Below are 16,472 nucleotides of genomic sequence, written 5' to 3' on the forward strand. Positions count from 1 at the left end.
TTCTCTAGTCTGACGTGAGCCCGAGCCACCGTTTGACGGGTTCCCGGAAATAGTAGGTGACGCCGATCAACGTGACGAAGACGAGGGCGGCGATGACGACCAAGGTGATGCTTCCCGAGGCGAGACTCGCACCGAGAAAACTGTAGGCGAGTGTCCCGGGAATCATGCCGAGCACGGTCGCCAGGATAAACGACTTGAATTTGACTTTGGCAATGCCGCCGGCGTAACTGAGTAAATCGAAGCTGACGAGCGGGATGAGCCGCAAGACAAACACGTATAGAAAACCACGTTGTTCCATCTGCGTGAACAGTTTCTCCGACCACGGATAGCTCTCGACCTTGAGCACGGAACGGCCGAACAGTCGGGCCATGACGTACCCGGTCACGGCCGCGGCCGTCGCCCCGAACAAGATATAGAGGACGCCGGGCCACACCCCGAAGGCGAGACCGGCCCCAAGTGACAGCACGGATGTCGGCAAGAAGATGATTGGGCCGATCGCATAGATGAGGAAGAAGACGACCGGACCCCACCAGCCGAACGACAAGACGACATCACGGACATCAGACGGGCGAAGCTCATAATGGAAGTGCGTGATATAGAAGATGCTCCCGAACACGGCGAGCATGAGACTGAGTTTGAGCGGGCGTGGCACGGGAATCATTCCTTTCGTATCGATTAGTCTTTTATTTATCGTAGCGCATTTTTCGTTCGAATGAAGGTGAGCCAGCTTGCAAATGGGTGCCGAATGTGCTGACGAGCAGGTAACGGCGATGAAAATGGAAACTTAGGTCAACGCATGTGCGATCACGCTTCACGTGAACCTGCTTTCCTACGATAAAGCAGATAGGAGGGATGATCATGAAAAATTTAAATATGTCTAAAAAATTTACGGTGCTCATCACCGTGTTTATCGCAACGCTCGTCATCATCGCGGCACTCAGTCATGTCCTAATGGGACGGATGGCCGACGCGGGAGAAGAATTATACGAAGAGCGGTTGCTGCCGATTCGGGCGCTCGGTCAGATTCGGACGGACAACCGTGCGCTTGAAGGTTATGTACTCGAGTTGATGTTGGCAACCGAAGAAAGTCGTAACGCGGAACTCCAAGAAAATATTACGGAGCGACGAGACAGCATGGTCGAGAATTTAAGGTTGTTCAATGAGAACTTCGCTTCGACAAATGTTGACATGCAACAACAGGTCGCAGATTTGAATACTTTGATTACGACGTATTTGGAACGGGTTGATATCGTCTTGCAACCGGCAATCAGAAACGAGAATACGGCAGCCTATCGCCAATATGTCAGCGAGCTACGCCCAATCCGCCTCGCGCTCGTCGAAACAGCCACGGTCGTCATGGATGGAATCAATCAAGAAGCCGAGACGGCCAGTCAGACGATGCAGGAAAATCGTGCCCAGTCAGTGCTCGTCTTCTGGGTGCTCGTCGCCATCGGGGCGCTCGTCTCAATCGGGCTCGGAATCTACATTACGCGTCTCATCGTGCGACCGGTTCGTGAGTTGAATGGACTCATGAGCCGAGCCGGTGAAGGAGACTTGACGGTCGACAGCACGTATACGTCACGCGATGAAATCGGGTCGCTCGTGGTGTCGTTCAATCATATGAAAGACAACTTGCGTGACTTGATTAGTAACGTCACGTCGACGGCGGGACGCGTCGCCACGTCATCGGACGATTTGAAATCGAACGTCGAAGAGACAACGAAAGCGACGGAGATGGTCGCCGTCACGATGGAAGAGATCGCATCTGGATCGCTCCGTCAATTGACGCGGGTGAAAGAATCGAACAGCACATTGACCGAACTGACGAACGGGATTCATCACGTCTCGAATAGCGCCCAACATATGACCGAGTTGTCAGACGGGGCACTCCAAAAAGTCGGGACCGGCAATGAATTGATTGAGACGCTCGAGTCCCAGCTCGAGGCGATGAACGAGAAAGTGAAGGCGTTGCAGACGGTCATCGGTCAACTCGACGTCCGCTCGCAAGAAATCGGCAGCATCACCGGCACGATTTCCGGTATCGCCGAACAGACGAACTTGCTCGCACTGAACGCGGCCATCGAAGCGGCGCGGGCCGGCGACCACGGACGCGGCTTCGCTGTCGTCGCCTCAGAAGTGCGGAAACTTGCCGAAGAGTCGGCCGTCGCGACGAAACGCATCTCCGGTTTGATTGGGGATACGCAGACGGAGACGAAACAAGCCGTCCAAACGATGCACATCGTCGAGAGCGAGATGGGCCATAGCGTCACGAACGTACAACAAGCGGGCGACGCGTTCGAGGATATCAAGCGGGCGATCGAAGAGGTCGGACAAAAAGTCGAGGAAGTGTCGGGCGCCGTTCAAGAGATGGCAGCCGGGGCGACCGAGATTTTGACGTCCGTGAACGAGATTCAAGGCATCACCGAGACGACCGCGACCGAAACCGAGAACACCTCGGCGGCGACGGAAGAACAGATGGCGTCGATGGAAGAGATCACGGCCTCGGCCCAAGAACTGTCGAACATGGCAGACGAGATGCGCCAAATGACAAAACGATTTAACGTATAACGAACAGGCAGGTCGACAATCGACCTGCCTTTTTTAACGTGACTCGTACGCAGCAATCCATTGTTCTGGTGTCATCTTCGAGACGAGTTCACCCATCAACTCATATGGGATATGCTTCACGTTTTTGAAGCGGATACAGCTCTTGCCCATGTCGAGCTTCGTCGGCACTTGGGCGGCGTATGACTCCTCGAACCAGCGGAGCAGTTCCGGGTCGCTATAGACGCCCATATGATACACGGCGACATGGTTCTTCTGGGCGATGACGCTCAAGAACGGGAGCGGGGTGCCCGGCGTGACGTGATATCCGGACGGATACGCCGATAGCGGGACGACATAATGGATGCCGTTCCCGTCGGTCGTCTTCTCGAACCCGGCCGGTAAGTTCGCATCGATGACGTCAATTAAACGGATGAAAGCGTCGAGCCGCTTGTCGTCGACGAGTGTCGTATAGTCCATCAGACGTCGCCTCCTCGTAAAATCTTCGCCATCGCCTTGCCTTTGGCCAGTTCATCGACGAGTTTGTCCAAATAGCGAATCTCGCGCATGAGCGGCTCCTTGACATTCTCGACGCGGACGCCGCAGACGACGCCTTTGATGAGGGCGCGGTCTTCGTTCATCTTGGGCGCAGCGGTGAAGAATGTGTCAAAGTCGACCTCGGCAGCGAGTTGGCGCTCGAGTCCGGCCTCGTCATAGCCCGTCAACCAGCGGATAATCGTATCGACTTCGTCTTTCGTCCGGCCTTTCCGTTCGGCTTTCGCGACGTAAAGCGGATAGACGCTCGCAAAGCTCGTCGTGTAAATGCGGTGTGCCATGAGATCCCCTCGTTTCGCGGAATGATACCTCCATTTTCTCACATAATCAAAATTCATATCCAAAATACTTTTTGTTGCAAATGCAACTAAATGGATTATACTAAACGTAACATATTGTAAATACAACAATCAGGAGGATTGTATGAGAGACCAGTTGCGTGAAATCGGGATGATTGCCCGCGCCCTCGATTCGATCAGCAATATCGAGTTCAAAGAGCTCGAGCTGACGAAAGGGCAATATCTGTATTTGGTCCGGATTTGTGAGGAGCCGGGCATCATTCAAGAGAAGCTCGCCGAACTCATCAAAGTCGACCGGACGACGGCGGCGCGGGCGATTCAAAAGTTGGAGACGAACGGGTTGATCATCAAGCAGGACGACCCGCACAACAAGAAAATCAAGCGGCTCGTCCCGACTGAACGGGGCAAGGCGCTGTATCCGGTCATCATCCGAGAGCACGAACATTCGACTAACGTCGCGCTCGCCGGGCTGAGCGACCAAGAAGCCGAGCAACTGCTCCGACTGTTGAAGCGGGTCCGCCACAATATTGAAGGGGACTGGGACGCGGTGAAGAAAGGGAAGAAACGAGACTACTAGGGGGAACAATCATGATCACCATCAAAGCTTGTACAATTGAAGACGTTGACGCACTTCGCACCATCAGCATCGAGACGTTCACGGAGACGTTCGAAGCCGAGAATGACCCGGCGCATTTGGCCGCGTATCTCGAGCGGGCGTACAACGTAGCGCAACTTAAAAAAGAGCTTTCGAATCCGGACTCACAGTTCTTCTTCGCCAGACTTGACGGGGAAGTCGCCGGTTATCTAAAAGTGAACGCCAACAATGCCCAGACCGAGGCCATGGGCGAAGAGGCGTTCGAACTCGAACGGATTTATGTGCGACGGAAGTTCCAAGGTAGTGGCGTCGGGAAGGCGTTGTATGACCAGGCCATCACGTGCGCGGGTGAGCTGAACAAACGTGAAATCTGGCTCGGTGTGTGGGAACATAACCATAAGGCACTCGCCTTTTACCGAAAGCACGGCTTCGTCCAGACCGGGGCGCATACGTTTTATATGGGTGACGACGCTCAAGTCGATTTGATTATGGCCAAGCCGCTTCGTCCGTGACCCATTCCAGTACGCCTGACAAGTCCTCGTAGACGGCGTCAGGGGCCAGGTCGGGCATATCGACTGGTTTGCTGTCGCGGTTGATCCAAGCGGTATGGAATCCGAAGTTCTTCGCACCGGCAATGTCCCAACCGTTCGAGGATAGGAACAGCACCTCGTCCCGCTTCAATCCGCTGTTCTTGAACCAGTGCATGTAGGCGGCCGGTGACGGCTTGGCTTGTTTGATGCCGTCGATGCTGACGAGTTCGTCGAACAGGTCGGTGAAACCGGCGTTTTGGATGAGTTCCGCGAGCATCGCGTCCGTCCCGTTCGAGAGAACGATGGTCTGTTTATGATGAAGTTGGTGCAAGACGTCTTCAACCTCTTCATATGGCGACAGGTCGGCGTAAGTGGCGATCAATGCATCCTCCGTCTCGATCGTCCACGTCACTTCGGCCGCCGACAACGCATACCGGAGCGCGTCGCGCGTGACGACGGAGAAGTCCTCATAGCGCCCCATGATGTGGCGAGTAAAGAAGTAGTCGAGCTGTTTCGTCCGCCACGCTTGGCTGATTTGGTCACCTTTTCCGGGGAACTGTTCGTCACACGCCGTCTTGACGGAATGGACGTCGAACAAGGTCCCATATACATCGAACACGAATGCTTTAATCGTCGGTTTCATAGAGATCCCTCCTTAGTTGAATCGCGTCATCTACTCTTTACCCTAGTTGGCATGAATTATACGGGAGGGCCAGTCAGTTGATGAACGAACCAGACAGGAGGAATACGATGTACGTCCCAAAACTTTACGCCGTGAACGATCCGAGAGAAGTGCACGATTTCTTGAAGGCGCATCCGTTCGGCACCGTCGTCACGTATGATGGCCAAAAACCGATCGCGACGCACGTGCCACTCCGTTTCCATGAGGAAGAGGGCCACGTCTGGTTCACGACACACATCGCCAAAAACAATCCACAGTGGCAAACGATTGAAGACCAGACCGTCCTCTTGATCGTCCAAGGCCCGGACGCCTATGTGTCGGCGTCGTGGTACGGGCATGAGGACGTCTCGACATGGAACTATCAGGCGGTGCATGCCTACGGACAGGCGACGATTATGAACGAGACACAACTTGAGGAAGATCTGGCCGGACTGCTTCAAGACCATGAAGGGGACCGTGAGCACGCCGTCGTCTGGGAGGAATTGTCCGAGCCGGTGCAGCGACAGAAATATGGCGTCGTCGGGTTCCGCATCGACATCGAAGAGATGCAGGCCGCGTTCAAGCTGAGTCAGAATCGAAACGAGACGGACTATACACGCATCGTCTCCGAGCTCGAGCAAGCAGGGTGTCCAATGGCGGATGTGATGCGGCGCAACCGTTGAAGCCTGTGTCTCTCATCGAATGAGAGACGCGGGCTGTTTCTATTTTTCCTCGAATATCTTGAAGTTCAGATTGACAGCGCTCCCGGATTCATCCTATACTCATAAATGATAATGATTATCAATGTCGGCGTAAAACGTTGTCATACAGAAAAAAGGGGATTCGAACATGAACTATAAGAAACTGCTACATATGTTCATCATCATGTCTGCTTTCGTGCTCGTGCTCGCAGGATGCGGCGCGAACAATGAAGATGCAGCCACGACAGATGAATCTGCTGAAACGGCAGAAGGCTATCCAATCACAATCAAACACGCGTTAGGCGAGACGGTCATCGACAAGAAGCCAGAACGTGTCGCAACGGTCGGTTGGTCGAACCAAGACGTGGCGCTCGCGCTCGACGTCGTACCAGTCGGTTTCTCGGCTGCGAACTACGGTGTCCAAGACGGCAGCGGCATGTTGCCGTGGACGGCTGACAAGTTGAAAGACCTCGGTGAAGAAAACCCGAACATCTATCAAGACACGGACGGTCTCGACTTCGAAGCGATCGCCGACTCACAGCCGGACGTCATTCTTGCTGCCTACTCAGGCATCACGCAAGAAGATTACGACACGTTGACAGAGATCGCACCGGTCGTCGCATACCAAGAGACGCCTTGGGTGTCATCATGGCAGGACACGGTTCGTTACGACTCAATGGCCATGGGCATGGAAGAAGAAGGCAAACAGTTGATCGAAGACACAGAGAAACTCATCGCCGACAAGGCAGCTGAAGTACCGGAGATGAAAGGGAAGAAAGCGGCATTCGTCGCGCTCAGCCCGGACGACCTCTCGAAGTTCTACATCTACACGACGGGTGACCCACGCGGTGCCTTCATCGAAGAGCTCGGCATGGAGTACCCTGAGAACATCACGAGCCAAATCAAAGATGAAAACAGCTTCTACCTCGAGCTTAGCTCAGAGAACGCTGACATCTTGAACGACGTCGACATCTTCGTCGCCTACGGGAACGAAGAGACGTTGAAAGCACTTCAAGCTGACCCGCTCTACAGCAAAGTGCCGGCCATCAAACGCGGTTCGGTCGTCATGATCGAAGATAACACGCCGCTCGCGGCTGCTGGGACACCATCACCACTCTCGATCGAATACACGATTGACGACTACGTGAAACTCGTGTCAGAAGCACTCGCGAAAGTCGAGTAATCAAATGAATATGCCGAAGAAGTTACACACGCCGAAACGGTTCGGGCTCCTCCTCGCAGGGGCGCTCGTCCTGCTCGTCGTCTGTATGCTCGCTTCGCTTGCTTTCGGCTCACGGACAGTCGGATGGGATGAACTGCTTGACGGTTTATTCCGTCCGGCTGTTCAGTCGTATGAAGCGGATATCGTCCGGCAGCGGGTCGTTCGGACGGTGTTCAGTTTCATGTGCGGGGCGGCACTCGGTGTCTCAGGCGCATTGATGCAGTCGGTGACGCGCAACCCGATCGCCGACCCGAGCATTCTCGGGGTCAACACGGGAGCGGCGCTGTTCGTTGTCGTCGGGATTGCCTTCTTCAACATCTCGACCGCGAGCGACTATATCTGGTTCGCGCTCGCCGGCGCGCTCTTGACGGCGGCGTTCGTGTTCGGGATCGGGTCGCTCGGGCGGGGCGGTTCGACGCCGCTCAAGCTCGTCTTGGCAGGCGCGGCGACGAGTGCGGCCTTGTCGTCACTCGTCATGGCCATCATGATTCCGCGCTCGAACGTCATGGACCAGTTCCGGTTCTGGCAAGTCGGTAGCGTCGGGGCCGGGACGATGGATTCGATTATGACGTTCCTGCCGTTCTTTATCGGCGGTATCGTCATCGCCATCTTGGCGGCACCGTCCCTCAACATCTTGGCGCTCGGGGAAGAGCTCGCCACGGGTCTCGGTGTCCGCATCGGCACGTTGAAAGGGATCGCCTCGTTCGCAGGTGTCATCTTGTGCGGGGCGGCGACGGCACTGGCTGGACCGATCGGTTTTATCGGTTTACTCGCGCCGCACCTCGTCCGCTTGGTCATCGGAGCAGATGAACGGTATATCATCCCGATGTCGGCACTCACCGGCGCGATTTTATTGACGTTTGCTGACGTGGCAGGACGGTTGCTCGGTAGTCCCGGGGAACTCGAAGTCGGAATCGTCACGGCGTTCGTCGGAGCCCCGATTTTGATCGCGTTGACGATGAAAGTGAAGGTGCGTGGCGTATGACGAACCAATCGATTCAACCCATCATCCATAACAGTCGCAAGCGTCGGCAACGGACCGTCTTCGTGACGCTCGTCTTGTTCGCGCTGGCCCTTACGTTGAGCGCGACGATGCTCATGCTCGGCAACACGATTTATCCGGTCGCGGACGTCGTCCGTGTCTTGTTCGGGGAACAAGTACCGGGCGCCTCGTTTGCCGTCGGCACGATCCGTCTGCCGCGCATGCTCGCCGGCGTCTTCGCCGGACTCGCGTTCGGGATCGCCGGGACGGTGTTCCAGACGATGCTTCGTAACCCGCTCGCCAACCCGAACGTCATCGGCATCACGACCGGTTCGAGTGCGGCAGCCGTGTTCGGCATCGTCGTCTTACAGGCGAGCGATACGTTCGTCTCCATCATCTCGATCATCGGCGGGCTGTTGACCGTCCTCACCATCTACTTCTTGTCGAAAGGCGCCGCCTTCTCGATCGGCCGGCTCGTCTTAGTCGGCATCGGGATTCAAGCGATGCTGACGGCGGTCATCAACTATTTGTTGCTCATCAGCCGCCAAAACGATGTCGGGACGGCGATGCGCTGGTTGAGCGGCAGCTTGAACGGGGTGAAGATGGAGACGCTCCCGCCGCTCATGATCGCGGTCGCGCTCTGCCTCCCGGTCATCCTCCGGCTCAGTCGACAGTTGCAGATTTTAGAGCTCGGGGAGATGACGGCGACGTCGCTCGGTGTCAAGACGAACCAGACGCGCGTGCTGCTCATTGTCGCCTCGGTGCTCATGCTCGCACTCGCGACGGCGACGACCGGACCGATTGCCTTCGTCGCGTTCCTGGCGGGACCAATCGCGAAGCGGCTCGTCGGGGACGGTCGTTCGACGATCATCCCGGCGGCACTCGTCGGGGTCATCTTGGTGCTCGCGGCCGATCTCATCGGTCAGTTCGCCTTCACGGCCCGCTACCCGGTCGGTGTCATCACCGGCATGGTCGGGGCGCCGTATTTGATTTATCTCTTGATCCGGATGAACCGGAGAGGGGAGCTATAACGAGAAATGAGCCATATCCGGCGTCGGATGTGGCTCATTTTTTTGATTAGTAGGCGGTCCAACCGCCGTCGATGGCGACGACTTGACCGTTGATGAAACTCGATTCGTCCGAGCCGAGGAAGAGGGCGAGCTGAGCAATCTCTTCTGGTTGTCCGATGCGTGGGTTGATGGCCATCCCAAGTTGCTGGCGACCGAACCCGGCCTGGCTCATGTTCGTCATCGTCGAGCCGATGTTCGTCGCGACCGCGCCCGGCGCGATCCCGTTACAACGGATGTTTTGGTCGGCATACATGAACGCCGTGTTCTTCGTCAATCCGACGACAGCGTGTTTCGACGCCGTATAGGCCGCACCGGCTCGAGCCCCATACAAGCCCCCGGCCGAGATGTTGTTGACGATGACGCCGTGCCCTTGCTTCGTGAACAAGTCGACGGCGATGCGCATCGATTTCATGACCGACACCGTGTTGACGGCAAAGATTTTCTCCCAACGGTCGTTCGAGATCTCACCGACTGGCTCCATCCCGTCCATGATGCCGGCGTTGTTGACGAGGATGTCGACTTGACCGAACGTCTTCATCGTCTCGTCGAACAACTGCTGCAACGCTTCTTCGGACGTGACGTCCGTCTGGATCGCGAACGCCTCGCCCGAAATCCCCTCGACGACGGCCTGCGCTCCGTCGAGATTCATATCCGAGACGACGACGCGGGCTCCTTCCTTCGCATATAGTTCCGCGATTGCTTTCCCCATTCCTGATGCTGCACCTGTGACAATCGCCACTTTCCCCGATAACCGCATAACTGACTCCTCCTTTTATTGTACATGTGTTCAATAATTATTATAATGAATTTTAGAAAACGCTTACAATCATCAAAAAAGAGACGTTCTGTTGAGTAATCAACACTTTAGGCCATAACTGTTGAGAGGAATGTGCGAATCATGAAGCCCGACTTGCGTGTTATCAAAACAAAACGAGCGCTCCATGAGGCGCTCGTCGAATTATTGAAGAATCGGCGACTCGAACAAGTGACGATTTCGGAACTTTGTCGTGTGGCAAATATCAATCGAGGCACGTTTTATTTGCACTATGCCCGGGTCGAGGACGTGTTTGAGGAGTACTTCCAAGAGATCACGGCCGACCTCGCCAAGTCGTATGAGGAGCCGTATCGTCATGTGAAGCTGCTCAATCCGCATGAGCTTGAACCGTCGACAATCCGTATCTTTCATCACGTCCAGACGTACGTCGACTTCTATCGCATCGTCTTCTCGAAAAATGTGCCGCTCGCCTATTATTACATGCTGTTCGACGAGGTGCGCAAGTTGCTCCTCCGCGACACGGCGGCGCACAAGCAAGACGAGATTGACCATGAGTTGTTCTGTTCGTATCAAGCGAACGCTATCGTCGGGATGATCATCCATTGGGCCGAACGTGATTTTACAGTTGAACCGAATGAGATGAACGAACAGCTGGCAAGAATTTTGCGACTAAAGTGAAAGCGTCATCAAAAAGTCGTTGACGTGGTGATAGGTGGCGGTGTATGCTAAAAATCCTGCCCAAAAAAGAGAGGCCGGGAACTGGTATCAGTTCATTTCGAGTCAGAGAGGACAATGATCCCATGAACCAACAACAATTAGTCGAGCGTGCCCGCCAAGTGAAAGAGAACGCCTACTCGCCGTATTCAAACTTCCGCGTCGGAGCGGCGCTTCTCATGAAGGACGGAACGGTCATCGACGGCGTCAACGTCGAGAACGTCTCGTTCGGTGCGACGAACTGTGCCGAGCGCACGGCCATCTTCACAGCGGTCGCGCAAGGTTATAAAAAAGGTGACTTCGAAGCCGTCGCGGTGTCAGGTGACACGGTCGACTTCTTGCCGCCATGCAGTATCTGCCGCCAAGTGCTCGTCGAGTTCGGCGACCCGGACTTCAAAGTGTTGCTCACGAACGGCAACGCCGACGTGAAAGAAGTGACGCTGGAAGAGCTCGTCCCGCTCGCATTCACAGAGTTAGAGATGTAAACAAAAATGCTGGGTCCACAGGGACTCAGCATTTTTCATTCATTCGGTTCCCACGGGTTGAAAAAGTTGTACGCGGGGTGCACCCCTTCTAACGTCCGGAACTCATAGTCGCGTTCTTTCGCATAACGGATAATCGTATCGAGCGCTTGCGGTGTCATCGAGTGATCGTGTGCCAAGATGATCGAGGCGATATTCATTTCATAGTTCGCCTCGAGCCGATTGAACACACGCTGCTCGATTGGCGCGTTGTCTTTCTTATAGATGTGATCGAGACTGCCGACGTTCCAGTCCCAAATCTCGAAACCGGCCTCGTCCATCGCTTGCCAGTGCGCAGGCGTCATGCCTGCGTCACTACCGTAAATCGTACGAGCCATATTCGTATGAATGCCTGTCACTTCATAAATGAGACGTTGCACGTCCTTCATTTGACGCACGGCCGTTATTGGTGACGCATAAAACTCCTCGCGCACGTGGGTCATCCCGTGCAAGGCGATGAGATGGCCTTCGGCGACGATGCGTCGGATGAGGTGCTCATTGCCCTTGATATTCTTCCCAAGAATGAAGAAGGTTGTCTTCACCCGATGTTTCTTCAAGACGTCAAGCAGCGCCCCCGTCTTCCGATTCGGCCCGTCATCGAGCGTCAAATAGATGAGGCTGCGGTCGTTATAAGCTTTCGGTTTCGGAATCGCTGCCTGTGACAGGGAGCTGATCAACAAAAAAATCGACATGAGCAAAATGACACGTTTCATCATCCAAACAAAACTCCCTCGAGGCAAAAAACGGGTGACATGGCATCGGTATGAAGCATAGATTACCATAAAAAGGAGTCAAAGATGAAGCAAAAAAATGCCCCTGAAATTGAAAATCAGGGACGGGGGTGTGAGTCGGTTCATTTCGCTACATCAAGTGCATAAATCTGTTCGTCGTCCTCAGTCACAAGGTACTCAAAGTTCAACTTTTTTAAGAGGGCGATTGACGCCTCGTTCGTTGCAAGTGCACAGGCTTTGATTGTCTCGGCCCCTTGGTCGGACAAATGACGAATCAATCCGGATACGACCTCGGACGCATAGCCTTGGCGCGCGTGTCGGGGTGAAATCGTATAGCCGATCCAATACGTCGTCCCGTCTTGTTGCACATACAAATCGCCAATCAATTCATTCGTTTCCTGATTGATGATGGCGAGTTGCATGCCTTGAGTAATGGAAGGGTTGCCGAATAAAGAGCGTTCATATTCTTCGTAAGTCAATCCTTTGAAGGATTGGTGTTGCATCCATTCCAAGTCGTTGCGATATGTCATGAACGGTTCGATGTCACGTTGCTCGAACGGTCGGATGAGGCAGCGGGTTGTCATTAGTTTCACTAGATATTTTACCTCCTGTTAAGCGTATATTAAGTTTACACAGGATGCCGAGGAGAAGGTAGGGTGCTCCGATCGACGACTCCTGATTAAAACAAAAAATCCTTTGTTTGACAGGGATGACTTTTGGCTGATGCGCTTGGCTCGTCTTGGTTATATCAAACTGTACTCACGGTCCGCACGTCCGCAATAACTACAAGGTGAGCGGGGACGGCTGTTACGTCTTGGAATGCCGATTCCCGTCGAACCAAGAGCTGAACGCCTTTTTGGACGGGCTCAGTAAGTACGTCAATTATAAGTTGTCGATTGTCATTAACTGACGAAGGACCTGTGAATCGTTTGATTCACAGGTCCTTTTTAATGTCTTCGTCCGGCGCGGATGATGAAGCGGTATTCTTCACTCTTGAAATACGTTTCTGTGAACTCAAACCGACTGCCATCCATAAGAAACGAATAGAGTTCGACTTTGAGTACGGGCGTTCGTTCACTCACTCCGAGCATCTCGGCAATCTCTTTTGTCGGGAGCACCGGGATGAACTCTTGGACGCTGTCCGCAATCTTGAACTGTTTGACGTCTTCGATATAGGCGTACTTCGATTGCGACATCACTTCGTACGTCAAGTCAGGGAACAGCTTTAGCGGCAAGTATGTGTCCTCGACGATGAGCGGTTCGCCGTCTGCGAATCGTTGGCGTCTCACGTAGAAGACGAGCTCGCCATCTTCGAGTTCGAGTGCCTCTCGCACTTTCTCACTCGGTGGCTGCAACGTGAAGGTGAGCACTTTGTTCGTCACTTCTTTCCCTTCTCGTTTCATGTCTTCGGTGAAGCTTTTTAATTCGTACATGTTGTGTTCAATCTTTTCGGACTGGACGTATGTGCCGCTGCCCTGTCGTTTCCATAAGAGACCTTCCTCTTGGAGCAATTTGACCGCCTGGCGGACAGTCACTCGACTGACGCTGAACTCTTCGACGAGTTGAGCCTCGGTCGGGATCGCCTCACCGGGCGCCCACGTGCCGGACTCGATAAACGTGCGCATTTTGTGGGCGACTTGTTGGTAGAGCGGTGAATTTGCTTTCATGACTGACCCTCCGATTTCGACCTGAATTCATACTTCTAGTATACACAAAGCAAAATGTTTTCAAAAATATTGTTGACGTTTAAAATAATATGTATTAAATTTGTATTGTAATCAATTAGATATGTATTCGAAAGGGGAACGCACACATGAAACAAGGACAACGCCTCGTCGTCGTCGGTGGCGGCAGCACGTACACAATCGGTATGATTATGAGCTTGATCGAAGAGAAGGGTCACTTCCCACTACGTTCCATCACGTTTTACGATACGGATGGTGAGCGCCAGGAGCGTGTCGCCAAAGCGACTGAAATCATCTTGCGTGAGCATTACCCAGAGCTCGAGCTGTTCGAGTATACGACGGACAAAGAATACGCCTTCCGCGACAAGGACTTCTTCTTCGTTCAAATTCGAACGGGCGGCCTGGAGATGCGCGAGAAAGATGAACAGATTCCGCTCCGTCACGGCGTGGTTGGACAAGAGACGTGTGGACCGGGCGGGATGTCGTACGGGATGCGGTCGATCGGGGACATGATTGATCTCGTCGCAGACATCCGCCAAGGCTCACCGGGCGGCTGGATCTTAAATTATACGAACCCGGCCGCAATCGTCGCCGAGGCGTTGAAGCGTGCCTACCCGAATGACAAAAAGATTTTGAATATCTGTGATATGCCGGCCGCAATCATGGTGAGCTACGCGAAGATTCTCGGCAAAGAGATTTGGGATCTCGTGCCGGAATACTTCGGCCTCAACCACTTCGGTTGGTTCACAGGCATCTATGACAAAGAAGGCAATGAGTTGACGGAAGACATCAAGCGCGCCATCTTAGAGGACGGGTTTATCCCAGAAGACTCAGAGATCGCAAACGACCCATCTTGGATCAAGACGTTCAAGCAAGTCGAGAAGATGCTCACCGACTTCCCGGAATACTTGCCGAACACGTACCTTCAGTATTATTTGTATCCGTCCGACATGGTGGAGAAGGAAGACGTGGAGAACACGCGGGCCCGTCAAGTCATCAACGGCCGCCAACAACGTGTCTTCTCGACGTGCGATCAAATCATCGCTGACGACTCGCTAGAGAACGTGCATCTTGAAGTCGACATCCACGGTTGCTACATGATTCGCGTCGCAGCGTCACTCGCCTACAACAATGGCGATATCTTCATTGTCATGGTGAAGAACGACGGCATCATCGCTAACTTGCCGGATGATGCGATGGTCGAAGTGCCGGCGATGCTCACGAACCGTGGACCGAAGCCGTTCGCTGTCGGACACATTCCTCGCTTCTACAAAGGGATGATTGAAGGACAGCTCGCCTACGAACAGCTCGTCGTCGACGCCTATTTCGAGAACAGCTATGAAAAGGCACTCCAGGCACTCACGCTCAACCGGACCGTCGTCGATGCGCCGGTCGCCCGTCAAATCCTTGACGATTTGATTAACGAGAACGAAAACTATTGGCCGGCCCTCAAACAACGGGAGACGGTCGCACGCTAAAGACGAAGGGGAGTTATTCCCCTTTGTTCGTTTTGATAATTGATAACGCTTACACATGAGGAGTGACTCAAATGAGTCAATGGTTCGGGGTATTTCAAAAATTCGGGAAGGCGCTCATGGTACCAGTCGCGCCACGACGATTTCGATTGCCATTGGGATCACACCGGAAATGGCGGCTGAGAGCGGGGAGTACGGCATGTTGCTTGGTATCCCGTCACTTGAGACGGGTGTGCTCGATGGGATCGCGGTCGGCTTGCTTGCGGTCTGGGTGTATAAAAAATTCCACACGTTCAACCCGCCAGAGATGCTCGGCTTTTTCGCCGGAGATCGTTCGGTCGGTATCGTCATGGTATTCTTCTCCATCTTGCTCGGGTTCTTTATGATGCTCATTTGGCCGCCGATTCAGACCGGCCTCACAGCGATGGCGAATGTCATCGCGAGTAATGCGACGAATCCGGCTTACGTCGGGTTATACGGAATGCTCGAACGGTTATTGATTCCGACCGGATTACATCACATCTGGTACGCACCGTTCTTATGGACGTCACTTGGCGGCACGGCGACGGTTGGCGGTTCGATTGTGAGCGGGGACCAATATATTTTCCTCGCTCAAATCGCAGAAGGTGTCGACGTGACGGCCGGACGCTTTATGGCCGGCAAGTTCCCGATCGTCATGTTCGGTCTTCTTGGAGCGGCGTTCGCCATGTACCGTCAGGCCGACCCGGACAAGCGTCCCGTCGTGCGTGGCCTCTTGCTCGCAGCCGCAGGGACGGCGTTCTTGACCGGGATCACCGAACCGATCGAGTTCACGTTCTTATTCATTGCACCACTTCTTTACGTCGTGCATAGTGTGTTGACAGGGGTGTCGTTTGCGCTCATGTACGCTCTTGACGCCCATATCGGCTGGGCCGGTGGCTCGGGATTGATTGACTATGTCTTGGTGAATGTGTTGCCAGGGACGCCGCGCTGGTGGATGAACCTCGTCGTTGGGGCCGGATTCTTCTTCGTCTATTACGGCATCTTCACGTTCGCGATTAAAAAATGGAACTTGGCGACGCCGGGCCGAGGGGGACAAGAGACGAAACTGTTTACCCGCAAAGACTACAATGAAAAGAAATCAGGAAAGACATCAATCCAAACGACGGCACTTGCCATTCAAGAGGCGCTCGGTGGCCGTGACAACATCATCGATATCGATGCCTGTTTCACACGTCTCCGTGTCGAATTGAAAGATGTGTCCCAAATCGATGAGGACGAGTTGAAGGCACTCGGGGCAGCCGGGGTCGTGAAAGTGAAAAATAACATCCAGGCCATCTTTGGAGGACGCTCGGATTTGTACAAGAATGAGCTGCTCAAACTGCATAAAGAGATGGACCAAGCGAATTGAAAAAGAGCTCAACCGATTTACG

General features: G+C 54.0%; 19 protein-coding genes and 1 pseudogene. 12 read left to right on the forward strand and 8 right to left on the reverse strand.

Annotated features, from left to right (window positions below):
- Positions 1-4: 4 nt before the first annotated feature.
- Positions 5-652: a TVP38/TMEM64 family protein gene (locus FED52_RS02555; RefSeq protein WP_138858815.1), complete on the reverse strand. Its 648-nt coding sequence runs from the start codon at positions 650-652 to the stop codon at positions 5-7.
- A gap of 206 nt (positions 653-858) precedes the next feature.
- Between FED52_RS02555 and FED52_RS02560 the strand changes: the two genes are divergently transcribed.
- A complete protein-coding gene (locus FED52_RS02560; RefSeq protein WP_138858816.1) occupies positions 859-2,568 on the forward strand; it encodes a methyl-accepting chemotaxis protein in 1,710 nt (569 codons plus the stop codon).
- Between the two features lie 33 nt (positions 2,569-2,601).
- Here FED52_RS02560 and FED52_RS02565 read toward each other — a convergent pair whose 3' ends face one another.
- Together FED52_RS02565 and FED52_RS02570 are read right to left on the reverse strand one after the other, a co-directional pair.
- A complete protein-coding gene (locus FED52_RS02565) occupies positions 2,602-3,024 on the reverse strand; it encodes a DUF1801 domain-containing protein (RefSeq protein ID WP_138858817.1) in 423 nt (140 codons plus the stop codon).
- The gene (locus FED52_RS02570) at positions 3,024-3,380 is read right to left on the reverse strand and encodes a DUF2200 domain-containing protein (RefSeq protein ID WP_138858818.1); all 357 of its coding nucleotides are present in this window, start codon (positions 3,378-3,380) and stop codon (positions 3,024-3,026) included. Before FED52_RS02570 ends, FED52_RS02565 begins: the two co-directional genes overlap by 1 nt.
- 142 nt (positions 3,381-3,522) lie before the next feature.
- On the opposite strand from FED52_RS02570, the gene FED52_RS02575 reads away from it, so the two are divergent.
- Positions 3,523-3,975, forward strand: a complete 453-nt coding sequence (locus tag FED52_RS02575; RefSeq protein ID WP_138858819.1) for a MarR family winged helix-turn-helix transcriptional regulator — start codon at positions 3,523-3,525, stop codon at positions 3,973-3,975.
- Positions 3,976-3,983: 8 nt separating this feature from the next.
- Positions 3,984-4,505: a spermidine/spermine N(1)-acetyltransferase gene (locus FED52_RS02580; protein ID WP_138858820.1), complete on the forward strand. Its 522-nt coding sequence runs from the start codon at positions 3,984-3,986 to the stop codon at positions 4,503-4,505.
- On the opposite strand, the gene FED52_RS02585 is transcribed toward FED52_RS02580, so the two are convergent.
- Positions 4,480-5,166, reverse strand: a complete 687-nt coding sequence (locus tag FED52_RS02585) for a haloacid dehalogenase type II (protein ID WP_138858821.1) — start codon at positions 5,164-5,166, stop codon at positions 4,480-4,482. The genes FED52_RS02580 and FED52_RS02585 overlap by 26 nt on opposite strands.
- 107 nt (positions 5,167-5,273) lie before the next feature.
- On the opposite strand from FED52_RS02585, the gene FED52_RS02590 reads away from it, so the two are divergent.
- The 4 genes from FED52_RS02590 to FED52_RS02605 all read left to right on the forward strand — a co-directional run bounded on the left by FED52_RS02590 (position 5,274) and on the right by FED52_RS02605 (position 9,120).
- Positions 5,274-5,867: an FMN-binding negative transcriptional regulator gene (locus FED52_RS02590; RefSeq protein ID WP_138858822.1), complete on the forward strand. Its 594-nt coding sequence runs from the start codon at positions 5,274-5,276 to the stop codon at positions 5,865-5,867.
- Between the two features lie 166 nt (positions 5,868-6,033).
- A complete protein-coding gene (locus FED52_RS02595) occupies positions 6,034-7,068 on the forward strand; it encodes an iron-siderophore ABC transporter substrate-binding protein (RefSeq protein ID WP_138858823.1) in 1,035 nt (344 codons plus the stop codon).
- A 10-nt stretch (positions 7,069-7,078) separates the two neighbouring features.
- Positions 7,079-8,092 carry a FecCD family ABC transporter permease gene (locus tag FED52_RS02600; protein WP_138858824.1) on the forward strand — a complete coding sequence of 338 codons (1,014 nt, stop codon included), beginning with the start codon at positions 7,079-7,081 and terminating at the stop codon, positions 8,090-8,092.
- Positions 8,089-9,120: a FecCD family ABC transporter permease gene (locus FED52_RS02605; RefSeq protein WP_138858825.1), complete on the forward strand. Its 1,032-nt coding sequence runs from the start codon at positions 8,089-8,091 to the stop codon at positions 9,118-9,120. The genes FED52_RS02600 and FED52_RS02605 overlap by 4 nt, the downstream gene beginning before the upstream one ends.
- Positions 9,121-9,166: 46 nt before the next feature.
- Here the strand turns inward: FED52_RS02605 and FED52_RS02610 are convergent, their stop codons facing one another.
- A complete protein-coding gene (locus FED52_RS02610) occupies positions 9,167-9,916 on the reverse strand; it encodes an SDR family oxidoreductase (protein WP_138858826.1) in 750 nt (249 codons plus the stop codon).
- 138 nt (positions 9,917-10,054) lie between these two features.
- Between FED52_RS02610 and FED52_RS02615 the strand changes: the two genes are divergently transcribed.
- Positions 10,055-10,612, forward strand: coding sequence for a TetR/AcrR family transcriptional regulator (locus tag FED52_RS02615; RefSeq protein WP_138860262.1), 558 nt, complete (start codon positions 10,055-10,057; stop codon positions 10,610-10,612).
- Positions 10,613-10,734: 122 nt separating this feature from the next.
- Positions 10,735-11,133 (forward strand): cytidine deaminase, encoded by a 399-nt coding sequence (locus FED52_RS02620; protein WP_021066236.1) that lies wholly within the window; start codon positions 10,735-10,737, stop codon positions 11,131-11,133.
- A 35-nt stretch (positions 11,134-11,168) separates the two neighbouring features.
- On the opposite strand, the gene FED52_RS02625 is transcribed toward FED52_RS02620, so the two are convergent.
- Both FED52_RS02625 and FED52_RS02630 read right to left on the reverse strand, forming a co-directional pair.
- The gene (locus FED52_RS02625) at positions 11,169-11,885 is read right to left on the reverse strand and encodes a polysaccharide deacetylase family protein (protein ID WP_138858827.1); all 717 of its coding nucleotides are present in this window, start codon (positions 11,883-11,885) and stop codon (positions 11,169-11,171) included.
- Positions 11,886-12,022: 137 nt separating this feature from the next.
- On the reverse strand, positions 12,023-12,484 hold the full coding sequence (locus tag FED52_RS02630) for a GNAT family N-acetyltransferase (protein WP_138860263.1): 462 nt from the start codon (positions 12,482-12,484) through the stop codon (positions 12,023-12,025).
- A 188-nt stretch (positions 12,485-12,672) separates the two neighbouring features.
- On the opposite strand from FED52_RS02630, the pseudogene FED52_RS02635 reads away from it, so the two are divergent.
- Positions 12,673-12,810, forward strand: a pseudogene (locus tag FED52_RS02635) (Lrp/AsnC ligand binding domain-containing protein); the annotation flags it as partial.
- 37 nt (positions 12,811-12,847) lie between these two features.
- Here FED52_RS02635 and FED52_RS02640 read toward each other — a convergent pair.
- The gene (locus FED52_RS02640) at positions 12,848-13,567 is read right to left on the reverse strand and encodes a GntR family transcriptional regulator (RefSeq protein WP_138858829.1); all 720 of its coding nucleotides are present in this window, start codon (positions 13,565-13,567) and stop codon (positions 12,848-12,850) included.
- 146 nt (positions 13,568-13,713) lie between these two features.
- On the opposite strand from FED52_RS02640, the gene FED52_RS02645 reads away from it, so the two are divergent.
- Positions 13,714-15,063 carry a 6-phospho-alpha-glucosidase gene (locus FED52_RS02645; protein WP_138858830.1) on the forward strand — a complete coding sequence of 450 codons (1,350 nt, stop codon included), beginning with the start codon at positions 13,714-13,716 and terminating at the stop codon, positions 15,061-15,063.
- Positions 15,064-15,142: 79 nt separating this feature from the next.
- Entirely contained in the window at positions 15,143-16,450 is a 1,308-nt protein-coding gene (locus tag FED52_RS02650; RefSeq protein WP_240731292.1) for a PTS transporter subunit EIIC, read from the forward strand.
- The last annotated feature ends 22 nt before the right edge of the window (positions 16,451-16,472 follow it).

Origin of the sequence: Exiguobacterium mexicanum, assembly GCF_005960665.1 — a bacterium.
Taxonomy (GTDB): Bacteria; Bacillota; Bacilli; order Exiguobacteriales; family Exiguobacteriaceae; genus Exiguobacterium; species Exiguobacterium mexicanum_A.